The organism is Saccharibacillus sp. JS10 (assembly GCF_024436065.1).
Lineage (GTDB): Bacteria > Bacillota > Bacilli > Paenibacillales > Paenibacillaceae > Saccharibacillus.
Map to the genome: position 1 here is coordinate 25,154 of NZ_JANFNS010000007.1, position 25,167 is coordinate 50,320.

Genomic DNA, 25,167 nt, shown 5'->3' on the forward strand with positions numbered 1-25,167 from the left:
CCTGAATTTCGATAGGCAAAAAAAGCTCCGCAATGCGATCTAAAGATCGTATTACGGAGCTTTTTGATTGAAAACAAATCTTTTTCGTTAGACAGGCAATAACAGCAAAATGATCGAAGATAAGCTGAGACATACGCTGACTAGGCAGAGTACAAGCAATACTTGCTTCGGATTCAGCCCGCTAGAGAGTAGCCGGTAATGAATTTGAGAAGCATCCGCTTCGTAAATCTTTTTACCATTCTTCAATCGTTTGAGCACAACAAAGATATTATCGAAGATCGGTACGCCTAGCGCCAGGATCGGGACAAGCAGGGATAACAACGTTGCTTGTTTGAACGCTCCGTCTAATGCGATGATCGCCAAAATAAATCCTAAAAATGTCGCGCCGGAGTCTCCCATATACACTTTTGCCGGCGGCTTGTTGTACTTCAGATACGCAATCCCGACGCCAACCAAGCTAATCGCCATAATCGCCGAATCACTACGTTGCTGCGCAATTGCCACTACAAACAATGTACCGGCTGAGATTGTAGCCAGACTGCCTGCAAGACCGTCCAACCCATCGGTAAAGTTGATTACGGTCGTAACGCCGAAGATCCACAGTAAAGTCAGAATCAATTGCAGCCACTCCGGTAAAATCACATAACTGTCGGTGAACGGATTAGAAAATCCGGAAAACCGGATACCTGCCAAATAGACGAGCAACGCGGCAAGCAATTGCACAATCAACTTAGGTAAAGCCGGGAATTCGCGTTGGCTGACTTTATACCAATCGTCTACAAGTCCAATCGATAAAATAAGTAAAGAACCACCCAGTACAGCAGCCGACTCGATGGGAGTCATATCATTAAACAGTATGTAAGTGGTAGCAAATCCGGCGAACAGAGCAATTCCCGCCATCAGCGGAATCGGCTCGCGGTGTAATTTGCGTTCGTTATCGGGACGGGGTTTATCAACAAAATCAAGTTGGACAGCCCATTTGCGTAGTAGCGGAATCAACACAAGAGCAATCGTCAAAGACACGATAAAAGCAGCTAAATAAGACATAGAACCTCCTTGAACAGATCGCGATTTTGCATCGCAGTTGTACACTGTTGTCAGTATAATCCGCTTTGAATGAATGCGCAATGCGGAGCTTTTGAGTGAGGTCAGAGGCTGAATCCTGTTCTTGTTCTATGGTATGATGAAGAAAGATCGTAACTTGAGCGATCCGGCGACTACAATCTATGATCGCCTGATATGCGGAGGATGAACCTGGTGATGAGACGTATAACAAAGCCTTTTGTCAGATGGCTAAACGATATGAGAATTCGCAATAAGTTGATTTTCTTTTATGTAATCGTTGTCATGATTCCGGTACTGATTGTCGGTTTTATTGTGATTCAATATTTTAGATTGGACGCGCTGGAAAAAGCGACCAAGCAGACGGAGAACAATGTACAGCGAATCAAAACGCAGATTGAAAATCTGCTCAATGTACCAATTAGCGTATCCAATCAATTGCTGCTGGACCGAGATATGGAGCGTGTCGCAACTACGGTCTATCCGGCGGACAGACCGATTGAACTGGTCAATGCGTATCGCAATTATACCGATTTTACGAATTATGTGCGGGCTTATAGCGAAGTTCGCAGTATCCAATTGTTTACCGACAACTCGACGTTGTTCAATAATTTGCAATTTATGAATGCGGATCGCGAGATCCAAGCGACAAACTGGTATAAACAAGCGATGCAGCAGCGCTCGATTTTTTGGATGTATATCGATGATATGAATAATCCAAGACTTCAAAATAATAAGCAGCTGAGTCTGGTCAGACAGATCTTTTTCCCGAATACCGGCAAGCGAAGTGTGTTAGTGATTCAGATCAATACCGATTATTTGAACGAACTGCTGAGTCAAGAACCGTTCGATACGATGGTTGCAGATAAAGACGGATATATCGTAGCCGCGAAAAACCAAAGCTCGATCGGCAAAACGTTAGAAGAGATGGGATTTGAATTGGCTGCCGAAGATACCGAGCAAGAACGGTCATTTGAACGAAAGATTGAAGGCGTTGATTATCAAGTGTCGATCAATACGTTGATTCCCGATTCCAGCGTGAGCGGATTGACGGTAGTATCGGCATTTTCTTCGGCAAGTATCGTACATGACGCGAATCGAATCGGTCTGATCGGAGCGGGCTTGATCGTATTTATTCTATTTATGGCGCTACTTGCGGTATATTTCAATTCCCGGTTGATCAGTTCGCGGTTACTGAAATTGAATCGTAATCTGAACCGGGTAGCCGAAGGCGATCTGGGTACGGTCTCGCGTATCGACGGGCAAGACGAGATTGGTCAGTTATCGGAACAGTTCAATTATATGGTCGTCAATATCAACGAACTCATGAGTCAAGTCTACGAAGCGAGCGAAGCGAATAATCGGATGGAAGTGATGCAGCGCGAGATCAAGCTCAAAATGCTCGCCAGTCAGATTAACCCCCACTTTTTGTTCAATGCGCTGGAATCGATTCGGATGCGTGCTCATATACAAGGCGAAAAAGATATTGCCCGTGCGGTTCAGCTATTAGGAAAACTGATTCGGCGTAATTTGGAATTGGGCAACCGGCATGCTTCCCTTCGCAGCGAGCTGGATATGGTACGTTCCTATTTGGATATTCAAAAATTCCGTCACGGAGATCGTCTGCATTACGAATTGTCGGCCGGCGAAGATACGCTAAATACGATGTTACCGCCGCTTATCATACAACCTTTGATCGAAAACGCTATCGTTCATGGTTTGGAAAACAAAGAAACCGAAGGTTGTGTCACACTTCATGCTGTTCGAATCGGAGAAGAAGTGTTGATTGACGTAGTCGATAACGGTGCGGGAATGACGCCAGAACGATTGAAGCAAGTCGAAGAATCAATTCGCGAAAAAGAAGAAAGCGAAGAAAGTCGAATCGGGCTGCGTAACGTCCATCAACGATTGGTGATGACCTATGGCGAAGAATGTGGGTTACGCATTTCGAGTGAGCTTGGCAAAGGCACGCAAATTTACTTCAAGATACCTGCCGGGAGGGACGAGTAATGTATAAAGTGTTAATCGTAGACGATGAGCCTATGATTCGCGAAGGGCTGCGTACGATCGTAGATTGGGAATCGGAAGGCTTCAAGATCAGCGATACGGCTTCCAACGGAAAAGAAGGCTTCGAGAAATTCGGTCAGATTCAGCCGGATTTAACAATTGTCGATATTCGGATGCCGGGTATGACCGGGCTCGATCTGATCGAAAAAGTTCGTCAAAATAACGGAACTGCTCATTTTCTGATATTGAGTGGTTATGCAGAATTCGATTATGCAAAGCGTGCGATTGTGAACGGCGTAAATGGATATTTGCTCAAGCCGGTAGACGAAGTGGAGTTACTCGACGAATTGCGCCGGGTCCGAGATCTGCTAGAGCGAGAACAAGCTGCGCGCAGCGCCAAAATCGAGCAAGAAGCCGCGCTTCCCAAAGCGCAATTAGTAGAAGAATTACTGTTTGAAGAAAAGCCGCAAGATGAAAATCATATCACTAAGCTTGCCTCAGCACTGGGGTTGTCGGCTCCTGCTTATCGGGTCTTGCTAGTCGATGCGCACGGAAGTATAGAAACAGAGTCGCGCCAACATGCCGTATTCCGTCAACGGTTAAAAGAAAGTTTTGAAGAAAAAAACGGCGCTATTTTATTTTCGGCGGGTACGTATATCGGGCTGCTTTTAGTGCGGCAAAATCATACGGAATGTAGCCATACGCTGCAAAATCAGTTGTCCGATGCGGCAGGCGAATTGCATTTTCATGCGGCTTGCGGAGCCTCAATCGACGATTTGACCGAAGTATCGGCGTCTTTTCGCGAAGCAGAACGCTTATTACAGGCACGATTCTTTTTCGAAAGCGGTTCGGTCATCGATCAAGCCGCGTACAACCAGGTATTTGCAGATCAACCGACAGATGAAGATCTAACGGAATCCGAAGATATGCCGGAACTTGGCGAAAAGTTATATTATGCGCTCGATATTCGTAGCCGCGATGCTGTGCAAAAGGTACTGAGTGAGCTAGAGCAACGATTAGCTTTCCGCAAAACAGACGAAGCGGGAGTGCGTAGCGAATATGCGCGAACGTTATCCCTTGCGATGGGAAAGTTATCTTCTGGCGGAAGTTCGTCTACGACCGAGCTTGCTCAAAATTATCATAGTCTGCTGTTATCCGACGTGAATCAAGCCCAAAGTTACGGAGCACTGAAAAGACAGATTCATACACGTCTCGGTGAAATGATTGATCGTTTCGGTGGTGCCAATAAAGATACGGTACTCAAGCAGATGATCGATTTTATTCAGCGTAATTATAATGAAAACCTCAAACTTGAGCTGCTTGCCGATATGTTTGGCTACAATAGCGGATATTTAGGTAAGTTGTTCAAAAACTACACGGGACAGTATTTTAATGCGTTCGTGGATAAAGTCCGAGTCGAAAAAGCGAAGACGTTACTGGCTCAAGGGTTAAAAGTACATCAAGTCGCGGCAAGAGTCGGATACTCCAATGCCGATTATTTTCACGCTAAATTCCGAAAGTACGAAGGCACGTCTCCTTCGGCGTACCGAAGCGAAGTACATGGCGAGCAGCAAAGCGGCGAATCGTAAACCAAAGTCTATGATTAAAAAACGCAGCGTAAGCAATTGGAGTATAAATCTCTAATTGTTAGTCGGGCGAGGTGAGAATCAGAATTTAGATCTCTGATTTTCACCCTATTTTTTTGCGAATTTTTAGGTGAAACGTTTTTTATGTCTAATTTTCGCATGATTTTGTCTAAAATTCCTAGGGTATGCGCTTTCATAAAAACCATCTATCATAAAATCATAAAGAAATCAGGAGGGGTAAATATATGGGAACGCTCACACCAGGCGGTAGTTCCAATAGGAATCCGGGTACTCCTGCTGCTGATGCACTCGCTGGTAAGCGCTTTAAAAAGCAAGGTTTCTGGCGAACCGCTCTACAGCAAAGATACCTGTACTTAATGTCGTTGCCTTTTGTCATCTGGGCATTCATCTTCAGCTACTTGCCGTTATGGGGCTGGACGATGGCATTCCAAGACTTTAAACCGGCAAAAGGATTTTTCGAACAGAAATGGGTAGGGTTCGAGCATTTCGTCGAACTGTTCTCGGATGATCGGTTCTACCTCGCACTTCGTAACACGTTAGCGATGAGTGTAATGGGTCTGGTTGTCGGGTTTGTCGTTCCAATCATTTTCGCAGTCTTGCTCAATGAACTTCGCGGAATGATCTTCAAACGTTTTGTTCAAACGGTATCGTACCTGCCCCACTTCGTTTCTTGGGTCGTAGTAGCAGGTCTTGTTACGAAAATGCTTTCGACGCAAGGCGGTGCAATCAACGACTTGTTGGTCGGTCTTCATATTATTAACGAGCCGATTCAATTTATGGCTAAAGGCGAATGGTTCTGGTACATTGTAACCGCTTCCGATGTTTGGAAAGAGATGGGTTGGAACACAATCATCTATCTGGCGGCAATTACAGGTATCGACCCTGAACTGTACGAAGCTTCCCGTGTCGACGGAGCAAGCCGGTACAGACAAATGTGGCATATTACCCTTCCGGGTATTCGGACAACGATCTCTGTACTCTTCATTATGCAGATCGGTCATTTGCTCCAAATCGGATTTGAAAAACAGTTCCTGCTCGGCAACAATCTGGTGCTGGAATACTCGCAGGTACTTGAACTTTATGCGTTACAATACGGGCTCCAAATGGGACGCTTCTCGTATGGTACAGCGATCAGTATCTTCAACTCCGTTGTCAGCGTAATCCTACTGTTTACCGTCAACGGTATCTTCAAACGAGTATCCAAAGAAAGCATCATGTAAGGGGGGACAATTATGGCAGCACCTAAAGCATTTAATGCCACGCGAGGCGATAAAATATTCGATATTGCGAACATTGTTTTGATGTCGCTGGTTCTGATCGTGACGTTGTATCCGTTCTTGAACGTACTTGCGATCTCGCTCAACGAGTCGTCCGATACCGTTCGAGGCGGCGTTACCATCATTCCACGTGCTTTTACCTTTGATAACTATCAGCAGATCTTCCAGTATGAAGGATTGATTCGCGGTCTGTGGAACTCGATTCTTCGTACCGTAATCGGTACCGTCTTCGGTCTGATCAGTGCTTCGATGTTGGCGTATACGCTGAGTCGACCAGACTTCCAAGCTCGTAAGTTTACTTCGACTTTCTTGGTTGTGACGATGTATGTCAGCGGCGGTATGATTCCGGTTTATATCTTGTTCCGCGATCTGGGACTGCTGGGTTCGTTCTGGGTCTACATTTTGCCAGGTATCGTCAGTGCATTTAACGTTATCGTTATTCGCTCGTTTATGGATGGTCTTCCATACGCGTTGCAAGAATCGGCAAAACTTGATGGAGCGAACGATTTAACGATCTTCTTCCGTATCATTTTGCCGCTTTGTAAGCCGGTACTTGCGACTATCGCGTTGTTCCTTGCCGTTGGACAATGGAATTCGTGGTTCGATACGTATTTGTACAACGGACGTCATCCAGAATTAACGACGCTTCAATACGAATTGATGAAAGTTCTACAAAGTACGCAACAAGGCGGTAGCGGTCAGCAGATCAATGCTGCGGACATGGCGCAAAAAATGACGCAAATCTCGCCAGAATCGATCAAAATGGCAATTACCATCGTCGTTACCGTACCGATCTTGATCGTGTACCCGTTCTTGCAAAGATACTTCGTAAGCGGTATGACGCTTGGCGCAGTAAAATCGTAATTCAAGTTCTATCGTAAACAGGCAGCTTAGGTATTCACGGGAGGCTACTGCCTCCCGATATACAAAGGGCGCTTTGCGGAATAAGCGGAAATGAACATTTGCGTTTATTGTGACGAAGTGACCCATATAGAGAAAAAGAGCAATTTCAGGGTGATTGAAAAGGGAGGCTTTTTAAAGTGGGAAATAAAAAAGTGAAATGGGTAGCGCCGGTTGCACTGGCATCTATCGTAGGCTTAACCGCATGTGGCGGAGCAAGTAGCGATAATCGTTCGGCAGAAGAAGTAGAAAGCGGTCCGATTTCGTTCAGCTTGTTCAGCGCAGATTCAAATAGCAACTGGGTTGGGATGAAAGACGCCGTAGGCGCAGCGATTACAGAAAAAACAGGAGTGACGTTGGACGCGGAATACGCAATCGGCGGCGACACGCAAAAAGTATCATTGATGGTCGCGTCGGGCGAATATCCGGATTTGATTATGCCAAAAGGCGATACAAGCAAGCTTGTAGACGCCGGAGCATTGGTCGATCTAACCGATCTTATCGAACAATATGCGCCAAATATCAAAAAGATGTATGCCGAAGATATGAACCGTCTGAAGTACAGCAAAGAAGACCAATCGATCTATATCATTCCGACGTATACGGGTGTGGGACAGACGACATTCGATGCAGGCGGCGGCTTTGAATTGCAACTCGAAGTGCTCAAAGAACTTGGGTACCCAGAAATTCGTACACTCGAAGATTTCGAGAAAGCCATCAAAGAATATTACGAGAAAAATCCAACAATCAACGGTCAGCCTACGATTCCTTTATCGCTGAACGCGGATGATTGGAAAATGATGATCGGCGTAACGAACCCGGCATTTTTGGCTACAGGGCTTCCGGATAACGGCGAATTCGCGATCAACCCGGATACGTATGAATCGCAGCTTCATTACAAACGTCCGGAAGAAAAAGAATATTTCCGCTGGTTGAACAAAATGTACAACGAAGGTCTGCTGGATAAAGAAACTTTCACGCAAAAAAGCGACCAATATTTAGCGAAAATTTCGAGTGGACGCGTTCTCGGTACGATCAATCAAGAATGGGATTACTCTGAAGCAGAAAATGCACTGAAAGGATCAAGCGATCCAACGACGCAAAACCGTATTTACGGTCACTTCCCAGTAACGCTAAACGAGCAATACAAAGATCATTCCTTTATGGACGTAGGTTTCCCAGGTGGATACGGAATCGGTCTGACGACCAATTTGAGCGATGCGGAACAAATCCGTGCCATTAAATTCTTGGACTTTTTAGCATCGGATGAAGGTCAAGTGCTTGTTCAATGGGGCGTTGAAGGCGACCATTACAATGTAGAAGATGGCAAGCGTGTGATTCCACAAGAGATCCAAGACCGCAAAACGAACGATAACGTAGCGTTTACCAAAGAAACCGGAATCGGTATGTACACTACGATGTCTCCGCATTATGGCGACGGTGTCAAAGACGAAACGGGCAATTATTACACAACGAACTTCCCGGAACAGATTCAAAATGCGTATACGCAACCGGAAAAAGATGCTTTGAAGCAATATAATGCAACGACATGGAAAGATCTATTCCCACAAGCAGACGAACTCGGTACAAGCGCTTGGGGCGCCGCGTACAATTTGCCAGCTCCAAACGATTCGTCGTACACGGTTTCGTTCCAAAAGTCGCAGGACATTGTCCGTAAACGGATTCCGGAAGCGATTCTCGCTCCAGCCGATCAATTCGATACGATCTACGATGGTATGTTGGAAGAATTGAACGCGGACGATATTTTGGAAATGGAAAAAATCTTCTCGCAGCAGATCAAAGATACGGTTGAACTATGGGGTACAGGCAAGTAAATGTAGGTTTTAAAAAGAATAAATTTAAAGAAAAAGAATCCTAAAAAGGATTCTTTTTCTTTTTGATAAAAATATAAACATTTTTGTTGACAAAACGTTTTCGGAGTATTATATTCTTAACTGTAAGCACTTACATTACATGAAACAGCGATTTTAGCTTTATTCGAAAACGGTTCACCTAAGACTAAAAGTTATTAGTTAGGATGGATTTTGCAGAATAAAGCTTAATTATTTATTAATAATGTAAACGCTTTAAATCCAAATGATTAAAGAATTGTTGCTTGTCCAAGAGTCGGTATGATCGGGCAGCGCCCGTTGTACGCATATAAAAAATCCGTCCTAAGGGGGATGTCGATTAATGAAAGGGAAAACAAAAAAGATTGCAGCGTTGCTTATGACGAGCACGTTGGTGGTAGCAGCAGGATGCGGTGGCGGCGATACAGCAAAGCCTGCAAGCACAGGTGGAAATAATGCCGCAACAGACGGGGCGCCAAGCACAGAACCGGTAACGTTCACGTTCTTCGGCGGCGACGCTAGCCCAAACTGGAACAACATGCAAGATGCAGTAGGCAAAGTGATTACCGAAAAAACAGGCGTATCGCTTGAAGCCGAATTTGCAGTAAGCGGAACCGATCAGCAAAAGATCGCATTGATGATTGCTTCCGGCGAGTATCCAGAAATCATTTTCCCTAAAGGCGAAACCAGCAAGCTGGTAGACGCGGGCGCTATGGTAGACTTGACTCCGCTGATCGATCAGTATGCGCCGAATATCAAAAAGATCTACGGCCCTTACATGAATCGTCTGAAATTCAGCAAAGAAGATCCAGCAATCTATACGATCCCAACGAACGCGATGGTCGATCAGACTCCGTTTGACGCAGGCGGCGGATTTGAACTCCAACTTGCGGTACTCGAAGAACTCGGTTATCCAGAGATTCGTACAGTTGAAGACTTCGAGAAAGCGCTGCGCGATTATTACGAGAAAAACCCGACAATCGATGGTCAACCGACCATTCCTTTAACTTTAAATGCAGATGACTGGAAAATCATGATTACCGTAACGAACCCTGCCGTATACGCAACAGGCGGACCGGATGACGGCGAATATTATGTGGATCCAGAAACATACGAAGCTAAATTGCACTACAAACGTCCAGAAGAAAAAGAATACTTCCGTTGGCTCAACCATATGTACAACACAGGTCTGCTGGACAAAGAATCGTTCACTCAAAAGAACGATCAATATCTGGCTAAAATCTCGAGCGGACGCGTACTCGGTCTGATCGACCAAGATTGGGATTACCAAGAAGCTGAAAACTCCCTCAAAAGTGCAGGCAAACATGAGCGTACGTACGGTCATTTCCCGGTTACTTTGACAGAGGAGTACAAAGACCATTCGTTCGTCGATATCGGTAACGGTTCCGGTTACGGCGTAGGTCTGACAACGGCTTTGAGTGAAGAAGAACAAATCCGTGCGATTCAATTCCTGGACTGGATGGCTTCTGACGAAGCTCAAATCTTGAACAACTGGGGCGTTGAAGGCGAACATTATGTATTGGAAGACGGCAAACGTGTCATTCCTGCCGATGTTCAAGATCGCAAGTCGAACGAAAATGCCGCATTCACAAAAGAATCGGGCGTAGGCCTGTATGCGCCATTGTCTGTACGTTATGGCGATGGTGTTAAAGACTCAACGGACAACTACTACACAACAAATTATCCAGAGCTGATCACAGCGAACTACAGCGAGCCTATGAAAAAAGCTTTGGCAGCGTATGAAGCAACGACTTGGAAAGATCTGTTCCCGGGCAAAGACGAGTTCCCTGTTAAAGAGTGGGGCGCTGCGTACAACTTGCCGGCTCCAAGCGGTTCGGATTACACGGTTGCTTTCCAAAAATCGCAAGATATCGTGCGTAAAGCCATTCCGGCTGCAATCGTTGCAACACCTGAACAATTCGACGGCATTTACGATCAAATGTTGACCGAGCTTGACGGGAACGGCATTCCAGAGATGGAAGCGACGTATACCCAATTGATCAAAGACACGGTAGAAGCTTGGAACGCGAAATAAGCGATCTGCTTTGATCCAAATCAAATCAAACAACCTTCGTCCTTAGAGATGAAGGTTGTTTTGTTATTCTCTAACTATTTTTTAAAAAAGTTATCAATTTAGAAATGTAAGCGTTCTCAAAAAGAAAAAAGTAGGATATAATAAAGCGGAGCAAACGATACATGCTCAAAATGTAAGCGCTTAAAAATAATTGGGGGCAAGGCCATTTTCGGAAGGGTGGGATACAATGGAAACGATTAAAAAGTGGAAAGTCGCAATGGTATTGACAGCAGCATCGGCTTTGGCGGTAACAGGATGTAATAGCGGAAACGACGCAGCTTCAAAGCCAGCAACAGAGACATCATCGGCAAACGGAGCAGAAGGCGACGATACGTCACCGGTGACATTTACCTTCTTTGGCGGCGACGCAAGTCCAAACTGGTCGCGGATGCAAGATGAGACGGGCAAAGTCATTACCGAAAAAACAGGCGTTACCATCGACGGCGAGTTTGCGGTCAGCGGAACCGATCAACAAAAAATTGCGCTGATGATCGCTTCCGGCGAATATCCCGAAATTCTCTATCCGAAAGGCGAAACGAGTAAGCTTGTGGATGCCGGCGCATTGGTTGATCTGACGGACTTGATCGATCAGTATGCACCTAATATCAAAAAGTTATACGGACCTTATATGAACCGACTCAAATACAGCAAAGAAGATCCATCGATCTACACGATTCCAACGAATACAGCTATCGATAATACGCCTTTTGATGCCGGTGGCGGTTTTGAAGTTCAATTAGGCGTACTTGAAGAGTTGGGCTATCCCGAAATTCGTACCGTTCAAGATTTTGAAAAAGTATTGAAAGACTACTACGCGAAACACCCAACCATCGACGGGCAACCGACGATTCCTCTGACGCTCAATGCAGACGATTGGAAAATTATGATCACCGTCACGAATCCTGCTTTCTTGGCAACAGGAGCACCGGATGATGGCGAGTTTTATATCGATCCAGAAACGTATGAAGCGCAGCTGCACTACAAACGCCCAGTTGAAAAAGAATATTTCCGCTGGCTCAACCATATGTATAACGAAGGTCTGATCGATCCAGAAGCTTTTACGCAAAAAAATGACCAATATCTGGCGAAAATTTCTAGCGGACGCGTACTCGGTCTGATCGATCAAGATTGGGATTATCAAGAAGCTGAAAATTCTTTGAAAGCAGCGGGTAAAAACGATAAAATCTACGGGCATTTCCCGGTTACTTTGACAGAAGAGTATAAAGATCATTCCTTCGTTGATATCGGTAACGCATCCGGCTATGGCTTGTCGTTCTCGACGACCATGAGCGAAGAAAAACAGATTCGTGCAATCAAATTCTTGGACTGGATGGCGTCTGATGAAGGCCAGTTACTTGTGAACTGGGGCATCGAAGGTAAACAATACAATGTCGAAGATGGCAAACGCGTCATTCCAGAAGACGTATTGGATCAAAAGATTAACGACAATTCCGCTTTCCAGAAAGAAACGGGAATTGGTCTGTACACACCATTCACGGTTCGTTACGGTGACGGCGTAAAAGACGAGACAGGCAACTACTACACAACAAGTTATCCAGAGCAAATTACGAACAGTTACAGTGAAGATGAGAAAAAAGCGCTCAAAGCTTATGACGCTACAACTTGGAAAGATCTGTTCCCGGGTAAAGAAGACTTCCCTGTTAAAGCTTGGGGTGCAGCGTACAACTTACCGGCGCCAAGCTCGTCTGACTTCACGGTACCTTATCAAAAAGGTCAAGATATCGTGCGTAAAGCGATCCCGGCTGCAATTGTCGCTACACCGGAGCAATTCGACGTCATTTACGATCAAATGCTGACAGATCTGAACGGATCAGGGATTCCGGAGATGGAAGCTTTGTATACGCAGATGATCAAAGACACCGTCGAAGCATGGGGGACGCCGGCGGAGTAACCCTTTTGAGTGAGGTGGGGTCGTTCAATTGTGGGAGAGTGTAGGTGGAGCGGAGCTTTAGTGGCGCTGCGTGGAAAATTCGTTCAAGCCGCTGTTTCACTCGGAAAGCAGGATTGAAATTGGGGAAGGAAGCTTTCCGGGTTCAAAGGCGTCTTGAACTGAATTTTCCCCTCCGCTGGGCCAGGCTCAACGCATACGGAAGAATTGAATAGACTCCACGAAAAAAGGCGGGGGATGCTCCGCCTTTTTTTGGTGGGGGAAATTACAACCTAAAAAATCCAGAACGAATTGAAGAAGAACTGGGGGATGTTTATGCTAAAATGAGAAGGAAGTCATTTAGAAAAAAAGTGAAAAACGGTGTCGTCGATCTAAAACGTTTCTTGAAAAGCGGAAGGTGGCGGAATGGTGAGTAGCAAAACGTATAAATTATGGTACAGACAGCCTGCGACGAAGTGGGAAGAAGCATTGCCTGCGGGGAATGGGCGGCTCGGAGCGATGGTTTTTGGCGGAGATCGCCGAGAGCGCTTGCAGTTGAACGAAGACACATTGTGGTCAGGGTTTCCAAGAGACAAAGTCAATTACAACGTCAGACGGTATTTGGAGCCGGTACGGAAGTTGATTTTTGCGGGTAAATACGCAGAAGCAGTAAAGATCATCAACTCCAATATGGTTGGTTCGAATACCGAAGCGTATCAACCGTTAGGCGATCTGTACATTGATCGAATTGGCGGGGGAGAAGCATCGAATTACGAGCGCGACTTGAATGTAAGTAACGGAGTTTTGACTACGTCGTTTACGGCAGATGGAGTGAAGTTCACTCGCGAAGTCTGGATTAGCGAACCCGATCAAGTCATTACAGTTGTGCTAGAAGCAGATCAAGCAGGAGCGATCGATATCGATGTATCGTTAGAAAGTCTGCTTCCATACGAGACCGCCGCGTATACGGGCGGCGTCTTGTCGATGACTGGAACAGCACCGAGTCATGTCGAGAACAATGATGACGAGGACCATCCTGAACCGGTTTTGTTTGATGAAGAATTGAGTCTGCGTTTTGAAGCAAGATTACAAGCCATTGCTGAAGGCGGAGAAACCTTGGCTTCTGAAGGCAAAATTCAAATTCGCGGCGCTAATCGCGTGATGCTGTTATTAGCGGCGGCGACGAATTTCGAACGATTTAACCAAATGCCGCAAAATAGTTCACGCCGTCCGGATTTGCTATGCAAACAATGGTTGAGCGAAGCTTCGAAACTTGGCGAAAATCGTTTGCGTGAACGACATATCCGCAACCATGAGCAATTATTTGCACGCGTGGAGCTTACGCTGGGCGGAGAAGAACGAGCGGAACTTCCGACCGATGAGCGGCTTGAAGCTTATAAGCAAGGTACGGCTGATCCGGCTTTGGAAGCTTTGTATTTCCATTACGGTCGTTATCTGTTGATGGGCAGTTCGCGTCCGGGCACGCAACCTGCCAATCTGCAAGGGATATGGAATCATCAGATCGATCCGCCGTGGAACAGCAATTATACATCGAATATCAATGTTGAGATGAACTACTGGCCGGCAGAAATCGTGAACTTAAGCGAATGTCATCAGCCGATGCTAGAGATGATCGCCGAAATGGCGGAAGCCGGTAAACGTACCGCGAAAGTCCATTACGGGACACGTGGCTGGACAGCGCATCACAATATCGATATCTGGCGGATGTCGAATCCGTCCGGCGGCGACGCGAGTTGGGCATTCTGGCCAATGGGCGGACTATGGTTGACCGCGCATCTATGGGAACATTATTTGTTCACGCGCGACGAAGCATTTTTGCGGGATCAAGCTTATCCGATTATGCGAGAAGCCGCTTTGTTTGCTCTAGACTGGCTGGTCGAAGGACAAGGCGGCCAATTGACGACGGCGCCTTCAACGTCGCCCGAGAATCGTTTTGTGACCGATAGCGGGGAATTCTCCAGCGTAGCTTTCGGATCGGCAATGGATCTGACATTGATTCGCGATGTGATGGAGCGCGTACTTGAGATCGAAGATAAATTCGAGCTGACCCACTCGGACAGTGAAGAAATTCGTTCGGCGCTAGAACGTTTGCAGCCGCTTCAAGTCGGCTCAGACGGTCGATTGCTGGAATGGGGAACAGAGCTTGCCGAACATGAACCCGGTCATCGTCACGTTTCGCATCTATACGGGGTGTATCCGGGGCGCTCGATCAATAGAGTCCACTCGCCGCAGCTGCTTGAAGCTGCCGAGAATTCGCTAGCTTCGCGGATCGCCAATGGCGGTGGTCATACCGGCTGGAGCTGCGCATGGTTGATTAACTTGTATGCGCGTCTACTCGATAGCGAACAAGCGCATCATTTCGTCCATACGCTGCTTGCGCGTTCGACGCATCCGAATTTGTTTGACGATCATCCGCCGTTCCAGATCGACGGAAACTTCGGCGGCACAGCCGGCATCGCCGAGATGCTGCTCCAGAGCCATCTGGACGAGCTGCATCTGCTTCCGGCTTTGCCTTCCGCTTGGAACAGCGGTTCCGTGAGCGGCTTACGTGCTCGCGGCGGATACACCATCTCGCTATCTTGGCAAGATGGACAGATCCAATCGGCGGAGATTACCGCCGATTTCACCGGGGCGATTACGATCCGCACCGATCGCGCGTTCGAGGGGTCTTCGCCTGTACAAAGCGGCGAAGCAGGAGCTTTCGTAGGCAGCTTGAATCTAGCTGCCGGCGAAATGGTTCAGCTTTCATTTAATTAAGCTTTATGGTTTTTTGCAAGTTTAAAAGCCGTCTGTGCAAAATGTCACAAAACTGTCGAACAAAACGCTAACTGATTCGCACACAACGACTCTCTTTATCCGATAAAATAAGAATGTCGCGATAAGGAGCGCTACACATGTAAATTTGTTGGATAACGGTCCGAAAGACGTTAAAAGGGGTAAGAGCATATATAAAGGAAGAGAAATTTAAAAAGGCGAAATAAAGTGAGGGGGAAATAGAAGATTAGTCACTTATTCTAAGGAAGTATCTGCATTGTCGAAAGAGCTTTTCAACGGTCAAAATCACCGATAAAAGCAGATAGTTTGACATCTTTGTTAACAAAGTCAAAACTTTTCGAAAAAGCTGTTCATTTCTGGTATCTTTAAGTGTAGAATCAAAGTTGCGTTTTAATGTCTGAAATGCTTATCGAATGACTTGAGCGTTCACCAAGGAGAGGGGATCTACATGAGCAAAAAACGAAGATCGCTCGTTCGTGCAGCTTTCTCGGCAATCACTCTTGTTATGACGATGCTGCTGCTTTCCGGATGCGGGAACTACATGGTTCTGAATCCGAAAGGACCGATTGCGGCTCAGCAGTTGGACTTGATCATCATCACGGTTATCTTATGCGCGATCATCATCGTGCCTGTGTTGGTTATCACGTTCGTTATCGTATGGCGCTACCGCGCTACTAACAAGAAAGCCGATTATAAGCCAGAATGGGCACACAGCAACCTGCTGGAGACGATCTGGTGGGGAATTCCGATTGTCATCGTTATTGTCCTCGCGATCGTGACTGTGCGTTATACGCACGAGCTTGAACCTTCCAAAGCGATTGCTTCGGAAAAAGATGAAGTAACGATTCAGGTTGTATCACTCAACTGGAAATGGTTGTTCATCTATCCGGAAGAAGGTATTGCGACCGTAAATACGATCACAATTCCTGAAGATCGTCCTGTTCGCTTTGAGTTGACGGCAGATTCGCCGATGAACTCGTTCTGGATTCCAGAATTGGGCGGACAAATTTATGCGATGTCTGGTATGTCGATGGCACTGCATTTGCAAGCCGATGAGCCGGGAACTTATTTCGGTACGGCGGCTAACTTCACCGGCGAACACTTCGAAAACATGACGTTTGACGTTAATGCGACGAGTGACGCTGAATATGACCAGTGGATTGAAAAAGCGAAACAATCGCCGGAAACACTCACTGATGAGTCGTATGAAGAATTGTCTAAGCCAAGCGAAAAAGAAGAACCTATGCTTTATTCCTCGGTTCCTGACGGAATTTACGAGCGTATCGTAACGAAGTATATGCACGATGGTGCAGAACTTCATCAACACGGAAGCGCATCTGCTGACGAGACAAACGGATCGACATCGGCAGAAGCTACAAATGCGAACTCGGAAGAAGCATCTTCCTCGCACAACGGTCATTGAGATCCGCCTTTTGGCGGGTCTTGATGTCTGAACAATGAATGCAACGAAAGGAGCTCCCTAATGCTCGAGAAAATCAAAGAGTTCGCATCCGAGTTTTTTGTAACGGGCGATCCACTGATCTATGGCGCCGACGTGTCTATCGTTTTAGCGACGCTTGGGATTGTGTTTGTACTCACGTACTTCAAAAAATGGGGTTGGCTCTGGAAAGACTGGCTGACGACTGTCGATCATAAAAAGATCGGTATCATGTACATCCTTGCCGCGATCGTAATGTTGTTCCGCGGTGGCGTCGATGCCGTTATGATGCGGACTCAGCTCGCTTTTCCGGATCTAAATTTCCTTGAAGCGGATCACTATAACCAAATCTTTACGACGCACGGCGTTGTAATGATCTTCTTTATGGCGATGCCTTTCATGTTTGGTCTGTTCAATATCGTCGTTCCGCTGCAAATCGGCGCACGCGACGTTGCGTTCCCTTTCCTGAACTCACTGAGTTTCTGGTTGTTCGCAGCCGGAGCGATGCTGTTCAACTTGTCCTTCGTTATCGGCGGTTCGCCTGACGCTGGCTGGTTGTCATATCCACCGCTTTCGGGTACGCAGTTCAACCCAGGGGTCGGACAAAACTTCTATATCTGGGGTATCCAGATATCCGGTATCGGTTCCCTCGCGTCCGGTATCAACTTTATCGTAACGATTCTTAAAATGCGTGCTCCGGGCATGACGATGATGAAAATGCCGATGTTCACTTGGTCGGTATTCGCTGCTTCGACAACGATCATCTTCGCTTTCCCAATCTTGACAATCACAATGTTGCTGCTGTTTATGGACCGCTTCTTCGGCGCCCATTTCTTCACGCTCGACGGCGGCGGCAATCCGATGATGTATATCAACCTCATCTGGATGTGGGGTCACCCGGAAGTATATATCGTCGTACTGCCGGCATTCGGTGTCTTCTCCGAAACGGTAGCGACATTCGCGAGAAAACGGCTGTTCGGTTACGCTTCGATGGTATTCGCGATGGTAATCATCAGTATCATTTCGTTCTTCACTTGGGCTCACCACTTCTTCACAATGGGCTCCGGCGCGAACGTTAATGCGTTCTTCGCCGTGACAACGATGATTATCGCGATTCCGACCGGGGTTAAGATATTCAACTGGTTGTTCACCATGTACAAAGGTAGGATTACCTTCCCGACTCCAATGATGTGGACCATCGCGTTCATACCGGCATTCGTTGTCGGCGGGATGACGGGGGTTATGTTGTCGGTAGCACCGGCAGACTTCCAGTTCCACAACAGTTACTTCCTGATCGCCCACTTCCACCAAGTACTGATCGGTGGCGTCGTATTCGGTTACTTCGCTGGTCTGTATTATTGGTGGCCGAAAATGTTCGGCTTCAAGCTCAACGAATATCTCGGCAAATGGGCATTCTGGTTATGGAATATCGGTTTCTACATCTGCTTCATGCCTCAGTACCTTGTAGGTCTTGACGGTATGACGCGCCGGATCAGTGTATTCAGTGATCCGGATTGGCAAGGGCTGAATATCGCATCGACCATCGGTGCTTATATTATGGGTCTTGCATTCGTATTCCAAGTTGCACAAATCGTGTACAGCATGTTCCGCAAAGAAATGGATACAACAGGCGATATCTGGGATGCTCGCACATTGGAGTTCTCGATTGCTTCCCCAGCACCGGAATACAACTTTGCGGTAATCCCGCAAGTGCATAGCCGCGATGAGTGGTGGGAAGAAAAAGAACGCCGTGCAAGAGGCGAAAAACCTTGGGACCTAGGCAAAATCGAACCGATTCATATGCCGAAAAACTCGGCAATCGGACCGATTATGGGCGCGTTCTGGTTTATCGCAGGCTTCGGTCTGGTCTTCCATTGGTTGTGGATGGCGATTCCTGGCTTTATCGGTATTTTCGCTTGTATGTACGCGCGTTCGTTCAGTGCTCACAAAGCCGAATACTACATTCCGGTTGAAGAAGTCGAGCGAACTGAAGCGAAGTTAAGGGGGTCGGTATAATGGCACAGTCTCCGGCGCATGGTTCGGACCATCATGATCATCACGCTGCAGGTCATCACGACCCGCAAGATCTGAAATTGCTCGGTTTCTGGATTTTCCTTGTAACCGACGTTATTATGTTCTCTACGCTTTTTGCAACATTTATCGTACTTCGCGGCGGTACGGACGGTGGTCCTACCGGCGCGGATCTACTGGAAATCAACGGGATCATCATTTCCACGTTCCTGTTGTTAACAAGTAGTTTCACGAGTGGTGTAGCTGTACTTGCAATGCACCAAAACAAGATCAAACAGATGATTATCTGGTTGGTTATCACCGGATTGCTCGGGGCAGGATTCTTGTACCTCGAAGTCAACGAGTTCTTGCACTTGATTCATGAAGGTGCGACTCTGCAAACTAGCGCATTCTGGTCTTCGTTCTTTACCCTTGTCGGCACGCACGGTGTCCACGTTACCGTCGGCTTGTTCTGGATGATCTCGATCATTATTCAGATCGTACGCCGTGGTCTGACAGACGACACCAAAGGCAAAGTTACAGTATTCAGTTTGTACTGGCACTTCTTGGACGCGGTCTGGATCTTCTTGCTCTCGATCGTGTACCTGATGGAGGTGATGTAAGATGGCGGATCACAACAACGCGCATAACAGTCATGGTGGGGAACGTCACGAGCATGGCTCGCTTAAGTCCTACATCATCGGTTATATCATCTCGATCGTATTGACGATTATTCCTCTCGTTGTCGTGTTAAACGACATGATGGGGCGTACCGCAACGATTGCTGTGATTATGGTAACCGCAACTCTGCAATTTTTGGTTCAGTTGATCTTCTTCATGCACGTACGTGATGGAGAACAACCTCGTTGGAACTTGATCACTTTGATCTTCGGCGTTTTGATTTTGCTGACGATCGTGATCGGTTCGATCTGGATCATGGGTAACAACTCGATCGGCATGAAAATGTAGATCCAATCAGAGCTCGCTTCGGCGGGCTCTTTTTTGTTGCACAAAAAAGGCTGATTCTCCAAAGCCAAGCATCATGGAGAATCAGCCTTTTTACTTTTTCGATCAAGATCTTTATCACTCAGTCGGTTCCACGGTAGCGGGGCGGAACACCCAAAGTTTGTTTAATACATAATTTAGAGCCAAGCTTGGCAAAGTTACGATTACTTTTGCGATCCATAGGGGGAGAAACGTATTCAGTCCGATCAAGATCAACGTCGTTAATAGCGCTACGATCACGTTGACAACTATAAAACGAATCCATTCACCTTTTGATTGACTTTTATGGGTAGCGAACGTCCAGCGACGATTCCAATAATAGCTATTGGCTGTACCGGCTGCGTAACCTGCGATCTGAGCAAAAGGACCGAGTACGTGCTGCAGCAGAAAAAACACAATAAAATCAACAATCGTATTAGACACTCCAACGATCGCAAAACGTAACGGTCTACTCGAAATTTGGGTAAGCGGCATATCGACTTATCTCCTTTTATCAGATCTACAGCTTAGAGAGCTTAGTTACGGCACTTGGTTTACAACGGAATATCGCGCAAAGAACTTAAATCGTATAACGTATAACTTTTATCAAGACCCAGGTTATCGAAGACTTGCCCAATCGCGCCTTTGATATTCAATCGGTCTGAATCTGCGGAAGACACGTTTTGTACAGGTGCTGTATTGGAGTAAAATGGATTCCATGCCGATTCCGGTATCGCTACTCCGTTATTTTCGACCCAGCGGATAATGGGATCTTTTTTGTTATGCGTACCGCCGATCAGTACATAGCGAAGTTCACCGGAGCGAACAAGCTTTTGCAGCCCGGCTACATCAAGCGCGGGATCTACTCCTTTAAATCCACCCCAGGCTAAAACGGGAAGTTTCGTCTGAATAATCAACGCATCAGCTCCGCTGTTAGACGAAGGCATTGCTGCCAAATACTTGGCTTGACCTCGATTTTCGATCATATATTTCACAAGTTCCGTATCCAAAGGTTTTCCGTCTTGGCTCCAACTTCCGCCGTCATCGGCTAAATGGGGTGACGCATAAGGTTGGCGAGCACTCACTCCATATAAGGAAGGAGTAAGCGACCAGTAAGCGGGCAGCGCAAGCAGAGTTGCAAGCGACAAGGTTAGCGCCATTCTGGCTGCACGGCATCCCTTCAATTTGAGTCCAAGTAAAGCCAGCATACCAAGTATAAAGCAAATCAGTCCAAGCGCTAAATAACCGTCGTCATAAGCGATATACGTGATCGTACCCAATCCGAGCAACGAGGCAGGCAAAGTCCATTTCCAACTACGGCTTTGATATAACTCCGCAAGGGCTGAACCTGCTAAGGCAGCGATCGCTGGAGCCAACATAATCAAATAATAACGGTGGAAATACCCAGCTAAGCTGAATACAATAATCATCGGAATCAGCCATGCCGCCCAAAAAAGAACTTCGTTTCGCTGTTCCCGTCGACGGCTCCACAGCAGAAATATCCCGAATAAACCCAGAGGAAGCAACCATGTAATTTGACCCGCAAGCTTTACATCCAGTAAGCGCACCAGACTCGGAGGGCCATCTTCGCTTGTTGAACTCATCGCTCCTGCTGAAGACGAAGAGTAAAGGGTACTTGGTTCGGAAGCTGATTCCAGCTGTGAAGATGTAGAGCTTGAGAAATTGATTTTGGAACGATCTCTATCCAGTGGAAGGGTAGACGTTAAATGCGCATCTTGCGCTTTGATTTTCGCCGCTACTTGTTGACTTGCTGCCAGACTTCCGCTCAAATCCCCGGTTAATCGACCGATCCCGTTATAGCCTAGAGCCAGTTCCAATACCGAGTTGTGCTGACTGCTGCCGATATACGGTCTTTTATCCGCAGGTGTGAGATCGACGATCACTGCCCAAGATAACGACACGACAATCAATACCGCTGTCCCGGCGCTAAGATGCTTTAATTTTTGTTTCCAATCAATTTTATAAGCCAACCAGATGAATAAATAAAAAGCCGGCAATATCAGATAGGCTTGTAGCATTTTCGTATTAAAACCTACGCCGACTAGCACAAATGCCCAACATAACGTAGAAAGCCGCTGGTTTTGAACTGCTTTTTTTAATATATATGTAGCCAGTAATAAAAAGAACACCAATACGCTATCTACATTATTCGTTCGACTCACCGCAACCGCAATCGGCGTTAACGTGAAAATAACAGCCGACAATCGCGCGGCAGCGATGCCGAACGAAGAACGCACAATAAAGTAAAGGAGCACCATTGAACCTGCAAAAGCAAGCGCAGACGGCAAAGCCAAACTCCAAGAATGGAGACCGAAAATTTTCACACTGATCGTTTGAAGCCAAAAAGCGACTGGAGGCTTGTCTATCGTGATAAACCCGCCGGGATCAAACGAGTTATAAAAAAAGTTATGAAAGCTTTGGGTCATGCTCGTTACAGCGGCAGTGTAATAGGCGTTAAGATTACCGGATTTTTCGATCTGAAAAAGCGATAAAAATAAAGCGATCAGCACCAGAATTGCCGGAACAGGGTCTATTTTTCTTATCCATAATCTTGCGTTCATCGTAAGTCCCTCCGGTTCCGGAATTTCTGCCTATCTATTGTGTACCTCTGAAATTGAAATCAATTTATTTTAACCGGGAAAGCTGAGTTGTAAATGAAAAAAAGCTTAGTCAAAGCTGAAAGAAAAGATGTACAAATTGTACAATGTGAACTAAAATGAACCTATATAAACGTTCACTTTTAAAATCGAAAGGATGACTACTGTGGAAAACCGTTATGATTCTAATCCGAAAGACGTAAAAGGCTTTGATACGACTCGTTTGCGCGAAGAGTTTTTGATCGAAACGCTGTTCACACCTGATGAGCTTGTAACCGTTTACTCACACACGGATCGATATATTGTAGGTTCTGCTGTTCCGGTATCGAAAGAAATTAAGCTGGAAGCAGACTTCAAACAAATCGGCGCGGATTATTTCTTGGAACGTCGCGAAGTCGGCATCATCAATGTTGGCGGCGCAGGTTCGGTAAAAGCTGGCGACGAAGAATATTCGATCGGCGAAAACGAGTGTCTGTATATCGGGCTTGGCGTTGAGCATGTGTATTTTAAAAGCGCAGATGGAAGCATCCCGGCGAAGTTCTATCTGGTATCGACTCCAGCTCACAAAGCTTATCCAACGAAAAAAGCCGGTCAAGGCGAAGCGATCAAAGCTCATCTGGGCAGTATCGATACTTCGAACGAGCGTACGATCAACAAATACATTTTGCCAGGCGGAATCGAAAGTTGTCAGCTCGTGATGGGCATTACGCATTTGGAACCGGGCAATATGTGGAACACCATGCCTTGCCATACGCACAACCGCCGCTCCGAAGTGTATCTGTATTTCAACATGCCCGAAGATGCAGCAGTATTCCACTTCATGGGTGAGCCGCAAGAGACGCGTCACTTGGTCGTACGCAACGAGCAAGCGATCTTGTCGCCAAGCTGGTCGATCCATAGCGGCGTAGGTACGAACAACTACACGTTCTGCTGGGCAATGGGCGGGGAAAATCAATTGTTCGACGATATGGACGGCGTAGACATGAAGGACTTAAAATAGACCCTACACGACTTTTTTCGGAATAGGAGCTATATCCAACCATGAACGCACTCAAAAGGCACGAAAAACTGATGGAAATTCTGATCGAGCGCCAAGAGATCGGGGTCAGTGAGTTAAGCACGCTGCTCGATGTAACAGGCAAAACGATCCGTGAAGATCTGGCGCGTCTCGAAGAAAAAGGGCTGCTGATTCGTGTCCACGGCGGCGCGATGTTGGCGCAGAATGATCAGTTTGGCATTTTATCGGCAAAAGGTACCGGAGATAAGCATAGCGCGGAAAAAGAAGAAATCGCGACTAGAGCGCTTCGGTATATCGAACCCGGCGATATCATCGCATTAGATGGCGGGGGAACGACGCTGCAAATGGCGCGCCAGCTTGAGAACGTACCGCTTACGGTCATTACGAACGATTTGTTTATTTTGAGCGAATTGGCACGCAAAGATAAGATTCGTCTGGTCGTACCAGGCGGGGAACGCGTGCGTAATGTACTGATCGGACCGACCAGCGCGCAATTCGTAGAAGGTCTGAATATCAGCAAAGCGTTTTTGTCCGCTACAGCTTTGGATTCGGAACTTGGTGCTTCGATCTATACGAGCGATCTTGTTCCGTACAAAAAAGCGTTGGTGCAGACGGCAAGGCAAGTATACGGCGTTGTGGAGCATCAGAAATTCGGCAAGTTTGCGCTGTGGACGTTTGCAGACAGCCAAGCTTTCGATGTGATCATTACCGATCGCGGTCTTGATCCTCGGCAGCATGAACTTTTCGCACAGAAAAATATACGATTGGACGACGGAAGCGGCGAATTGAAGAGTTAATTCCGATCGCCGCCTTTTGTCAGCAACCATGATCGGGAGGAAATCAAGCATGAGTATGTTCGACCTTAGCGGCAAAGTCGCACTCGTTACCGGAGCAGGCGGAGGGCTTGGACAAGGGATGGCGTTAGCGCTAGCTGAAGCTGGAGCCGATATTATCGCCGTTTCGTATACTTCCCGTTCCGATACGACAGATCAGATTCGTGCGCTCGGGCGTCAAGCTTACGATATTCGCGCAGATCTGAGTCAACCGGAAGAAGTCGAGTCTGCGTTCAAACAAGCGTTGGAACTGACAGGACGTATCGATATTTTGGTGAATAACGCGGGTACGATTCGCCGTACGCCGATTTCTGAGCATAGTTGGAAAGATTTCGACGAAGTACTGGATCTGAATTTAAAAAGCGTCTTTTATTTGACCCAGCTTGCAGGCAATCATATGATCGAGCAAGGTAGCGGGAAAATTATCAATATCGCTTCTATGCTATCTTTCCAAGGCGGCATTAACGTACCGGGTTATACCGCGAGTAAGCATGGGCTTGCCGGCTTAACGAAAGCTTTTGCGAACGAATGGGCATCCAAAAACGTTCAAGTCAATGCAATCGCACCGGGCTATATGTCAACAGACAATACCGCTCCGATTCGTGCCGATCAGGAACGTACGGATTCAATCACGGTGCGGATTCCTGCCGGTCGTTGGGGAACTAGCGAAGATATGGGCGGCCCTGCGGTCTTTTTGGCTTCGTCCGCTTCGGACTACGTCAACGGTCATGTTTTATGCGTCGATGGCGGTTGGATGAACCGTTAATTGATCACTGAATACGCA

At 46.7% G+C, this 25,167-nt stretch carries 18 protein-coding genes; 15 read left to right on the plus strand and 3 right to left on the minus strand.

Annotated features, from left to right (window positions below):
• Positions 1 to 87 precede the first annotated feature (87 nt).
• On the minus strand, positions 88 to 1,047 hold the full coding sequence (locus NOM90_RS17620; protein ID WP_255943870.1) for a glycosyltransferase family 4 protein: 960 nt from the start codon (positions 1,045 to 1,047) through the stop codon (positions 88 to 90).
• Between the two features lie 213 nt (positions 1,048 to 1,260).
• Between NOM90_RS17620 and NOM90_RS17625 the strand changes: the two genes are divergently transcribed.
• From NOM90_RS17625 to cyoD, 12 genes are all read left to right on the plus strand, one after another.
• On the plus strand, positions 1,261 to 3,072 hold the full coding sequence (locus tag NOM90_RS17625) for a sensor histidine kinase (protein ID WP_255943871.1): 1,812 nt from the start codon (positions 1,261 to 1,263) through the stop codon (positions 3,070 to 3,072).
• Positions 3,072 to 4,658, plus strand: coding sequence for a response regulator transcription factor (locus tag NOM90_RS17630; RefSeq protein ID WP_255943873.1), 1,587 nt, complete (start codon positions 3,072 to 3,074; stop codon positions 4,656 to 4,658). The genes NOM90_RS17625 and NOM90_RS17630 overlap by 1 nt, the downstream gene beginning before the upstream one ends.
• Positions 4,659 to 4,900: 242 nt before the next feature.
• Positions 4,901 to 5,896 carry an ABC transporter permease gene (locus NOM90_RS17635; RefSeq protein WP_255943875.1) on the plus strand — a complete coding sequence of 332 codons (996 nt, stop codon included), beginning with the start codon at positions 4,901 to 4,903 and terminating at the stop codon, positions 5,894 to 5,896.
• A gap of 12 nt (positions 5,897 to 5,908) precedes the next feature.
• Positions 5,909 to 6,817, plus strand: a complete 909-nt coding sequence (locus NOM90_RS17640) for a carbohydrate ABC transporter permease (protein ID WP_255943876.1) — start codon at positions 5,909 to 5,911, stop codon at positions 6,815 to 6,817.
• Positions 6,818 to 6,993: 176 nt separating this feature from the next.
• Positions 6,994 to 8,688, plus strand: a complete 1,695-nt coding sequence (locus NOM90_RS17645; protein WP_255943877.1) for an ABC transporter substrate-binding protein — start codon at positions 6,994 to 6,996, stop codon at positions 8,686 to 8,688.
• 358 nt (positions 8,689 to 9,046) lie between these two features.
• Positions 9,047 to 10,759, plus strand: coding sequence for an ABC transporter substrate-binding protein (locus NOM90_RS17650; protein ID WP_255943878.1), 1,713 nt, complete (start codon positions 9,047 to 9,049; stop codon positions 10,757 to 10,759).
• A gap of 226 nt (positions 10,760 to 10,985) precedes the next feature.
• A complete protein-coding gene (locus tag NOM90_RS17655; protein ID WP_255943879.1) occupies positions 10,986 to 12,710 on the plus strand; it encodes an ABC transporter substrate-binding protein in 1,725 nt (574 codons plus the stop codon).
• A 402-nt stretch (positions 12,711 to 13,112) separates the two neighbouring features.
• Positions 13,113 to 15,464, plus strand: coding sequence for a glycoside hydrolase family 95 protein (locus NOM90_RS17660; RefSeq protein ID WP_255943881.1), 2,352 nt, complete (start codon positions 13,113 to 13,115; stop codon positions 15,462 to 15,464).
• A gap of 466 nt (positions 15,465 to 15,930) precedes the next feature.
• Positions 15,931 to 16,905, plus strand: coding sequence for a ubiquinol oxidase subunit II (cyoA, locus tag NOM90_RS17665; protein ID WP_255943882.1), 975 nt, complete (start codon positions 15,931 to 15,933; stop codon positions 16,903 to 16,905).
• Between the two features lie 60 nt (positions 16,906 to 16,965).
• On the plus strand, positions 16,966 to 18,936 hold the full coding sequence (locus NOM90_RS17670; protein ID WP_255943884.1) for a cbb3-type cytochrome c oxidase subunit I: 1,971 nt from the start codon (positions 16,966 to 16,968) through the stop codon (positions 18,934 to 18,936).
• The gene (locus NOM90_RS17675; protein WP_255943885.1) at positions 18,936 to 19,553 is read left to right on the plus strand and encodes a cytochrome (ubi)quinol oxidase subunit III; all 618 of its coding nucleotides are present in this window, start codon (positions 18,936 to 18,938) and stop codon (positions 19,551 to 19,553) included. The genes NOM90_RS17670 and NOM90_RS17675 overlap by 1 nt, the downstream gene beginning before the upstream one ends.
• Before the next feature lies 1 nt (position 19,554).
• Positions 19,555 to 19,899, plus strand: a complete 345-nt coding sequence (cyoD, locus tag NOM90_RS17680) for a cytochrome o ubiquinol oxidase subunit IV (RefSeq protein WP_255943886.1) — start codon at positions 19,555 to 19,557, stop codon at positions 19,897 to 19,899.
• A 114-nt stretch (positions 19,900 to 20,013) separates the two neighbouring features.
• Here the strand turns inward: cyoD and NOM90_RS17685 are convergent, their stop codons facing one another.
• On the minus strand, positions 20,014 to 20,409 hold the full coding sequence (locus tag NOM90_RS17685; RefSeq protein WP_255943888.1) for a GtrA family protein: 396 nt from the start codon (positions 20,407 to 20,409) through the stop codon (positions 20,014 to 20,016).
• Positions 20,410 to 20,468: 59 nt separating this feature from the next.
• A complete protein-coding gene (locus tag NOM90_RS17690; protein ID WP_255943889.1) occupies positions 20,469 to 22,496 on the minus strand; it encodes an ArnT family glycosyltransferase in 2,028 nt (675 codons plus the stop codon).
• A 202-nt stretch (positions 22,497 to 22,698) separates the two neighbouring features.
• On the opposite strand from NOM90_RS17690, the gene kduI reads away from it, so the two are divergent.
• The 3 genes from kduI to kduD are packed head-to-tail and all read left to right on the plus strand — an operon-like array spanning position 22,699 to position 25,149.
• On the plus strand, positions 22,699 to 23,532 hold the full coding sequence (gene kduI / locus NOM90_RS17695) for a 5-dehydro-4-deoxy-D-glucuronate isomerase (protein ID WP_255943890.1): 834 nt from the start codon (positions 22,699 to 22,701) through the stop codon (positions 23,530 to 23,532).
• A 41-nt stretch (positions 23,533 to 23,573) separates the two neighbouring features.
• The gene (locus NOM90_RS17700; protein WP_255943891.1) at positions 23,574 to 24,347 is read left to right on the plus strand and encodes a DeoR/GlpR family DNA-binding transcription regulator; all 774 of its coding nucleotides are present in this window, start codon (positions 23,574 to 23,576) and stop codon (positions 24,345 to 24,347) included.
• 49 nt (positions 24,348 to 24,396) lie between these two features.
• Positions 24,397 to 25,149, plus strand: coding sequence for a 2-dehydro-3-deoxy-D-gluconate 5-dehydrogenase KduD (gene kduD / locus NOM90_RS17705; protein WP_255943892.1), 753 nt, complete (start codon positions 24,397 to 24,399; stop codon positions 25,147 to 25,149).
• Positions 25,150 to 25,167: the final 18 nt, after the last annotated feature.